At 38.2% G+C, this 7,007-nt stretch carries 4 protein-coding genes; 2 read left to right on the forward strand and 2 right to left on the reverse strand.

The window, feature by feature from the left end:
- Together ACEW8U_RS06820 and ACEW8U_RS06825 are read left to right on the forward strand one after the other, a co-directional pair.
- Positions 1-1,682, forward strand: a 1,682-nt coding sequence (locus ACEW8U_RS06820) for a helicase-related protein (RefSeq protein ID WP_373521290.1), incomplete at its 5' end; no start/stop codon positions are given.
- 180 nt (positions 1,683-1,862) lie between these two features.
- A complete protein-coding gene (locus ACEW8U_RS06825; protein ID WP_373521291.1) occupies positions 1,863-3,773 on the forward strand; it encodes an ATP-binding protein in 1,911 nt (636 codons plus the stop codon).
- Between the two features lie 362 nt (positions 3,774-4,135).
- Here ACEW8U_RS06825 and ACEW8U_RS06830 read toward each other — a convergent pair whose 3' ends face one another.
- Both ACEW8U_RS06830 and trkA read right to left on the reverse strand, forming a co-directional pair.
- Entirely contained in the window at positions 4,136-5,587 is a 1,452-nt protein-coding gene (locus ACEW8U_RS06830) for a TrkH family potassium uptake protein (protein WP_373521292.1), read from the reverse strand.
- A gap of 1 nt (position 5,588) precedes the next feature.
- A complete protein-coding gene (gene trkA / locus ACEW8U_RS06835; protein WP_373521293.1) occupies positions 5,589-6,935 on the reverse strand; it encodes a Trk system potassium transporter TrkA in 1,347 nt (448 codons plus the stop codon).
- Between the last annotated feature and the right edge of the window lie 72 nt (positions 6,936-7,007).

A 7,007-nucleotide genomic window follows, 5' to 3' on the forward strand; every position in this document is an offset into this window, starting at 1 on the left:
AAAAGCATAACTCACTTTTATTGTTTACCAATACCCGTGCTCAAACAGAAATATGGTACCAGCATATCATGGAAAAAAGACCGGACTGGGCAGGCTGGATAGCCATGCACCATGGTTCACTGGATCAGCAAGTAAGGACATGGGTTGAAGATGCCCTTCACCATGGGAAGTTAAAATGTGTAGTCTGTACCTCTAGTTTGGATTTGGGGGTAGATTTCAGGCCTGTGGATGCGGTGATTCAAGTGGGAAGCCCTAAAGGGGTGGCCAGATTTGTCCAAAGAGCAGGTCGTTCGGGACATCAACCGGGGCTTCCCAGTGAAATATATTTTGTACCTACCCACTCACTCGAACTCATCGAAGCGGCTGCGTTAAGGAGTGCTATAGAAAATGGTGAAATGGAAAATATTCACTGTCCCCAATTGACTTTTGATGTTTTGATACAATTTCTTGTCACACTTGCAGTGGGTGAAGGATTTAAACCGAATGCCATATTCCCTATAGTTAAAAATACCTATTCATTTAAGAATTTGACCAGAGAAGATTTTGATTGGTCCATTTCCTTTATAACCCGGGGAGGCAGTTCATTGAGTGGATATGAGGAGTTTTCAAAAGTAGCTCCTGATGAAGCCGGAGTTTTTAGAATCAAAGATAAAAAATCCGCTATGCGCCACAGACTTTCCATGGGCACTATCGTCAGTGACCCCATGTTGAAAGTGCGTTTCAAAAACGGTACCTATCTTGGGATGGTTGAAGAGTATTATTTTTCAAAAATGAAGCCTGGAGATCGTTTCTTTTTTTCTGGTAAAAATCTGGAGTTCGTGGCTATAAGGGAAATGAGTGCCATTGTTCAGCTTTCCAAAAAGAAAGGCAGCAGCACTCCATCCTATATGGGTGGAAGGATTTCTCTTACTTCAAAATTGTCTACCAAGATTCGGGAGATATTGGAAGATGCTGTCAATGGAATCTACGCTTCAGAAGAAGCTGAATATGTTTCTCCATTACTTAAACTTCAAAACAGGTTGTCTCTGATTCCTGACAGGAGTACATTTTTAATTGAAAAAAATATTTCCAAAGATGGGTATCATGTATTTTTTTATCCTTTTGAAGGGAGATTGGTCCATGAAATTCTTGGAGCCCTGATTGCATACAGGATTTCGGTCGGCTATCCCCTTAGCTTAAGCATTGCGATGAATGATTACGGGTTTGAGTTGCTTTCGGATTCCCCTATTCCAATTGAAGATCTTTTGGAAGAGGACCTGTTTTCTGTAAGGAACCTGGCAGATGATATCATCGCCTGCATCAACGAAAGTGAAATGGCCAAGAGAAAATTCAGGGATGTCGCTACCATCTCAGGATTGGTCTTTCAGGGATTTCCCGGAAAGCCTGTAAAGTTCAAACATCTTCAGGCAAATTCAGGGATTTTATATGGAGTTTTTGAAGATTATGATCCGGACAATTTACTTTTGAAACAGGCCCATCATGAGGTACTCAACATGCAAATGGATAAAAATAAAATCCTTGATGCGTTACAAAAAATTAACCGTCAACAAATAATTTTAAAGACTCCCGGACAGTTTACTCCTTTTTCATTTCCCATTATGGTAGATCGATTGAGAGCCACCTTATCTTCGGAATCTTTGGAGGATAGAATAGCAAAAATGAGAGCTATTTTGGTAGATTGACGGTTTACCCAATTTTTTTTTTTGATGCATCAACTGTGGATCTATCGTTAATTTTTGATTTCAAATACGACTACTTGCTTTTGGAATTTTAAGCATGAAATAGTTTTATTTTTTACTTTGTTATTGACAAACTAAAGTATATTTTCGTTTCCGATTGAAAAAAAATGAACTACCGCATTGATGTCCAAAATCACTCTCCAAGTAAAATTTCTTATATTCTTATTTGTTTTTGGTACCGCTCTTTACAATGATGTGGTTGGTCAAACCCATAATGTCGGGCAGGAAGCGGAACTTATTTTAGCCCAATATCAGGAAGCTAAAAGTGACAAAATAAAGCTTGAGCTGATTTCCCAATTGGTCAGGGTGATACACTACTCAGATTCAGCTCAAAAATTTTATCCGGAAGCTATCAGATTAGCGAGATTGGTCGGTGATGCCGAACTTGAAGCACAAAATTTGAACAGGCTTGGAGTATATTACCGAAACATGAATCTTCAGGAAGATGCGTTGAAGTTATATGAAGAAGCCCTGACAATCAGTAGACTTGCTGATATTCCTGTGCAGATCGGACACTCACTTAACAACATTGGTCAAATTTTTTTTTATCAGGATCAGTTCGAAGAGTCAATGAATTATTACAAAGAGGCTGAATCCAAATTTCTCGAAATCGAAGATAATGAAGGCTTGGCCTACAATTACAATGGAATGAGTCTTGTCTTGGCTGCGATCGGTAATTTCGATAAGGCCTTGGATGTCATAAACAAGGCAATTAAAATCCGGGAAGAACTGGGAAATGAAAGACAACTTACTGTTTCAAAATTTAACAGGGCAGATATCCTCATGTCCATGGGCGATTACAAAAATGCTGAACCTGATATCATGAATCTTTATGATTATGGGATGGCAAATGATAAAATCAGGGCCATCAATGCACTTGAAAAACTGGTAGAATTAAAACTGAAAACAGCTAAATATCCGCAAGCAATCAATCATGCAAAAGAAGCTATCTTGCTTCATGAGGAAAAACCCTATTCAGAATCTATGATAGAAATCTATCAGATGATGTACAATTATTACTTTGATAGAGGAAACCCTTCTGAATCCAAAAAGTACGTGGACCTTCTTGAAAGGGAGAAAGACATTCTAAATGCCGAAAAAACCAAGAATTATTTAGCAGGCCTTACCATCAAAAAACAAAAAGACGAAATCGCCAGCCTGTATCGGGAAAAGGAATTGATGGAAATAAATAATAGGTTTAAATTATATCTTTCCTTCGTCCTGTTTTTGCTGGCATTTGCGATGTTCGTTGTTTTCTCGATCTATTACAGGTATTACCTCAAAGAGAAAAGAAACCTTTTAACATTGAAGGAAAAACAAAAACAGATTGAAGCTCAGGCTTTAGAGCTCGATAGACTAAACATCGTAAAAGACAAAATTTTTTCTATCCTTACACATGACCTTAAGGCACCTTTGGATTCTTTATGGGGGATGGTCAAACTGATAGATGAAGATAACCTAAGCCAAAGTGAATTTGAGGAATACCTTCCCATCATTTCGCAAAATCTTGGAAACAACTCCATGTTGTTGGAAAATCTGCTGATTTGGTCCAGAAGCCAAATGAAAGGAATGCACGTTCAGCTTTCAAGGCTTAACGTACATAAGCTGGTGGAAGAGAATATCCGTTTCCTATTAAGCTCAGGCTATTATAAAGGGCAGGTAATTGAAAATTATGTTGCTCATGACATTGAAGTAGAGGCAGACAAAAACATGATAGATATTGTGTTCCGAAACCTTTTAACCAATGCATTGAAATTTACAAGAGAGGGAGATCAGATTATAGTCGACACCAAAGAATCGGATAATATTTATACTGTTTGTGTTTCAGATCAGGGAACAGGGATTTCTGAAGAGGGGCTGAAGAAACTTTTCGGCAACGATTTCCATTCCACCAATGGTACCCATCAGGAAAAGGGAACAGGATTGGGCCTTATTTTGACCAAAGAGCTTGTTCAGAAAAATAAAGGTGAAATCTGGGCGGAAAGTACATTGGGATCAGGTTCTACATTCTGCTTTACCTTGCCTAAGTTATAATTTTGATTTTGAATGGCTGGATGCCATTAATAGGGAATGTGGCTTTAGCCCATTCACAATATATACAAAATGTAAAATTGGGCTTTAGCCAAAAGATAAGTGGGGTTTAAGAATAAATAATTCATTTTGGATAAAATCTTGGGAAAATTGGGGTCTTTTAATATCTTATAATTAAAGTAGGTTTGGATTAACAAAAAGCCGCTTGTCCCCTACTTACTGAACACTGACCATTAAACACAGAGTAATGTCCACTGCTTACTGAAAACTGAACACTGCCCACTAAACTTCCCTCTTCGGACTTCCAACATTATTAAGAAAAGAAGTCACTTTTTAAGAAAATAGCAAATCCTATTTAATCCATCTCAATTCGCTCTCCAAAAATACGGGGTAAACAAAATCAGGATAGTGAAAAGTTCTAACCTTCCAAGTAACATCAAGAAGGATAGAAAGATTTTGGCTGGTCCGCTGAAGAAGGAGAAATTATCCATAGGTCCAACTTTTCCAATAGCAGGTCCTACATTACCGAGGCATGTGGCTACAGCACCAAAAGAGGTCAGGATATCGTATCCCATCAATGCCATCACTACTGAACCAAGCACAAAAATCATTAGATAGATCAATAAAAAATTCATGATATGGGTAATAATTTTTCCTGTAACTCTATCCCCGTTGATTTTCAAGGGAACGATGGCACGAGGATGGACTATTCTTTTGAATTCTAGCCAGGAATTTTTAACAAATGTGAGGTGTCTTACAAATTTTATCCCTCCACTTGTCGAACCGGCAGATCCTCCCAAAAACAACAACATGAAGAAAACTAAAGTAAGGCCAATATGATAGGAAGTATAATCTGCTGTTACATAACCTGTCGTAGTAATAAGTGAAACCACCTGAAAGAGGGTGTCTCTAAATGCCTTTTCATAAGACTGTTCGGAATAATAGAAAATTGGAAATGAAAGAAGAATGGCAAAAATCAAAACTACAGCAGCATATGCTTTAAATTCATCTGACCTCCAGACACGGTCAAATTTACCTGTCAGTCCAAAATAAATTACAGTAAAGTTTGTACCTGCCAAAAACATAAACAGAATCGCTGTATATTGGATAAAGGCACCATCATAGAAAGCCATGCTCGCATTTTTGGTAGAAAATCCCCCTGTGGCCATAGTGGTCAAGGCATGGTTGACAGCATCATAAAATGTCATCCCACCAATGAAATACAATACGCCCACCATTATAGTCAGTCCGACATAGACATACCATAACCGCTTGGCTGTTTCACTTATTCTGGGATGCAGCTTATCGGAGGTTGGTCCAGGGGATTCGGCCACAAACAACTCAATACCGCCTATGCCCAAAAGCGGAAATATCGCAACAGTTAAAACAATAATACCCAACCCGCCAATCCATTGGGTCATGCTTCTCCAAAAAAGAATTCCTTTGGGAATAACTTCAATATCTGTAAGGACTGAGGCTCCTGTAGTAGTAAGGCCGGAAATAGTTTCAAAAATCGCATCACTGAAATTGGTGAAAGTTCCGCTAATAAGATAGGGCAACATGCCAAACATGGACATCAATATCCAACTTGTAGAAACAATTAAATACCCCTCTCTTTTTCTGATATTTTGGTCCTGTTTTGAAAAAGAAAAAAACAGAATGAGACCTACAATAAAAGTTAAAGAAATCGATGCAACTAATGATATTTCATCTCCACTTTCGAAATAATAAGCAAATCCCACCCCCGGAAGCATCAACAGGGCAAAAAGCATCAAGAGTGCCCCCATTATTTTTCCAATCGCCTTGAAGTGAATCATATCAATGGAACAGTTTCTCTAATGGGACCTTTGCTTCAGGAAGTGCCATCACAATTGCTTTGTCATTAAGCTGTAAAATAAATTTCCCATCTGGAATAAAAACCTGCTCCCCCCTTATTACCCCTGCTACTATTGCTGATTCCGGGAAATGTAAATCCTTCAAAGCTTTCTTGGTCACCCTATTGCTTTTGGTGATTACATATTGAACAAACTCTGCATCAACTCCATAAATCCCTGATATGGCTTCCACATTCCCTTTCCTTAGAAACCTTGTTACCTGATTGGCCGCAACAAGTTTTTTGTTGATCAGTGAATCCACTCCAATGCTATGGGAAATATGGATATATTCTCTGGTATCTACATGGGCGATTGTCTTGTAAACGCCATGATTTTTTGCAGTGAGGGAAGTGATAATGTTTGTTTCGGATGATTCAGTCAAAGAAATAAATGCCTCCATTTCTTCCAACCCCTCTTCTATTAAAAGTTCAACATTTTTATAATCTCCATTGATTACCAATGTTTTATCCAATCTTTCAGAAAGCCATTTACATCTTTCTTTGTCCTTGTGAATCAAAGTTACCCTATATTCATCTTCAAGTTTCCTTGCTGTGGTATACGCCATGTCATCCCCACCAATAATCATGATATTTTTGATGGTGACTTTTCTTTGTCCCAACAATTCAATGATTGACTCAACAGCTTTTTTGTTTGAGATAAAAAATACATGGTCGTTGTTTCTGATGATGGTATTTCCCTTTGGAATAAGTGTCATCTGATCACGGACTATGGCAATGATTTTGATATCTTCAAAAATCGGATTTTCTCTCATATCAGAGATTTGCTTATTGATCATTGTACTGTACTGATCAAGGGTAATCCCAACAACATTCAGTTTTCCCCCTTCAAATTCAAAGACATCTGTAAAAGTGGAATTTTTTATCATTTTAAAAATCTCCCCACTCCAAAGCATGCTGGGAGAAATAATATTATCAATACCGATATTCTTAAAATAAATTTCGTTTTCGGGATGAAGGTAATCATGGTTCCTGACTCTCGCAATAACTCTTTTGGCACCTAATTGCTTGGCCAAAGTAGCCGCCAACAAATTTGTCTTTTCGGATGTGGTTACAGCCATAAACAATTGCGCTTCCTTTACATTGGCACTCTTAAGGATTTCCAAAGATGTGGCATCACCCATAATGGTCATGACATCCAGGTGAGAGGAGGCGTTGTCAAGAGCATCTTTGTCCAGGTCAATCAGTATAATGTCTTTGTTTTCAAAACTTAGCTGCCTGGCCAAATGGTATCCCATATCTCCGGCGCCAGCTATGACGATATTCATTCCCATATGTAATAATCTACGGACAAAATGGTTTTAATAACCTGTGATTTCTAAACCGGGCAAAAGGTAGGGTGTTTT

Source organism: Aquiflexum sp. (assembly GCF_041751335.1).
Classification (GTDB): Bacteria; Bacteroidota; Bacteroidia; order Cytophagales; family Cyclobacteriaceae; genus Aquiflexum.

What these genes read in the sequence shown, in the direction of transcription:
- ACEW8U_RS06825 (WP_373521291.1), top strand. Translation starts at nt 1,863, where the DNA reads ATGTCCAAAATCACTCTCCAAGTAAAATTTCTTATATTCTTATTTGTT.
- ACEW8U_RS06830 (WP_373521292.1), bottom strand. Translation starts at nt 5,587, where the DNA reads ATGATTCACTTCAAGGCGATTGGAAAAATAATGGGGGCACTCTTGATG.
- trkA (WP_373521293.1), bottom strand. Translation starts at nt 6,935, where the DNA reads ATGGGAATGAATATCGTCATAGCTGGCGCCGGAGATATGGGATACCAT.